The 1,371-nt window shown below is 64.8% G+C and carries 1 protein-coding gene; it reads right to left on the bottom strand.

Going from position 1 to position 1,371, the window contains the following annotated elements:
- Window positions 1-185: 185 nt before the first annotated feature.
- Entirely contained in the window at window positions 186-980 is a 795-nt protein-coding gene (locus tag TSA1_RS27685) for a hypothetical protein (RefSeq protein WP_145984381.1), read from the bottom strand.
- Window positions 981-1,371 lie beyond the last annotated feature (391 nt).

The raw sequence follows: 1,371 nt of genomic DNA, 5'->3' as shown, positions 1-1,371 counted from the left end.
GCAGCCAGATGCAGGGCTGGCTGTTCAGCCCGGCGGTGCCGGCGGCGAAACTGAAGCAATTGCTGGCGGCGCAGGCGGCGGCATAGCGGGGCGCCGGGGAAAAAGGACCTCCCGGCCTTGGAAGACCGAGAGGTCGTTCGCCTATATCCTGCGCGTTGGCCTGCGACCGGAAGTGCCGACCTCCCTCAATACTCGTCCAGCCGCTCGTCCGTTTGCAGATGATCATGGCGCGAGCCGAGCACGACGGGACGCTTCAGAACCTTGTCGTCGAAGCTCGTCGTCACGTCACCCGCCGCAATCTGGCCGTTCGCGTCCATCCTGGCGACGACGTTTGCGATCACGCCTTTTTTCTCGGAACGCCAAGTCTGACGGACGTCGCCCGAGGTCGATACCCGAATCTGTTCGCCAAAGGTCCGATACGAACACGCGCATTCGTCCCGTTCGGCCACGGCGCTCATCTCGAACCTGCCGACGTCGAGACCCAGCGTCGCAAAAAAGCGACTGAGACGATAAGCCAATGCCAGATTGCCGTTGTCCTCGAACTTCAGGTGCATGAGCGTGTCGTCACGACCGACCGGCGCCCCGTCGACGAACTCACCCGGGCCGGCCCACACCATGAAATCGGTCTTACGCGTGGTCCGGTCAAACCAGGCTAAAGCAACCGGCCACGCCCCGTCGACAAGAAGATTGGCCACGCGCTTGCCGACCGCCGAGGCTGCGCCCGCCACCAGCCCGCCAATGATCGGCTTGGAAAGCTTGCCGCGATCCTCCGGCACGAAGTCCTCGACTCGCGCGCCCACGGTCGAGAGATTTTCAGCGACTGCAGCCCGACCGCCGACAACGAGGCCGTCGCTAAACGGCACGGCCGCCACAGCGACCAGGCTCAAGACGGCAACAGCGGCGGTCGCGCGCCAGACGCGCTTCCATGCGGACGATTCGTTGAACGTCGAAGGAGCGTCCTCTACATCGAGCAAGGTCATCTGATGATCCCGTCCTGAGTTGAAACCGCGCGCCGTGCGGTAGCCGCCAGGCAGCTGCGAGATCGGATGCGCCGGAGGCCGATAAGGCCCCCGGCCATCCGCGTTCAGCAATCCGCCTTCACTTCGCTGTTCATGTTCGGCTCCATCGATCCAACACACGCACGACAAACAACGCGCCGAAGACAATGGGTGTGCGCTGACGGCGATCAATCCTCCCGACTGGAAGCCCCCCGCGGCAATGGGCCGCGGCCATCTCGCTTGCGGGGCGCCTTCGGCGACCGTCCAAAGCGGCTTGACGGCCGAACGCGACACGGGGCGCTCAACACGACACGGCCTCGATTCGCCGGCGTGAGGATTTCGATCGGACCCGCGACTGAGAGTGGCCCGCCCG

It is taken from the genome of Bradyrhizobium nitroreducens (genome assembly GCF_002776695.1).
GTDB classification, from domain to species: Bacteria; Pseudomonadota; Alphaproteobacteria; order Rhizobiales; family Xanthobacteraceae; genus Bradyrhizobium; species Bradyrhizobium nitroreducens.
This window is presented reverse-complemented; position numbering and strand designations above follow the sequence as displayed.

Excerpts from the sequence above, each read along its gene's own strand:
- TSA1_RS27685 (WP_145984381.1), bottom strand. The coding sequence starts at position 980 with ATGACCTTGCTCGATGTAGAGGACGCTCCTTCGACGTTCAACGAATCG.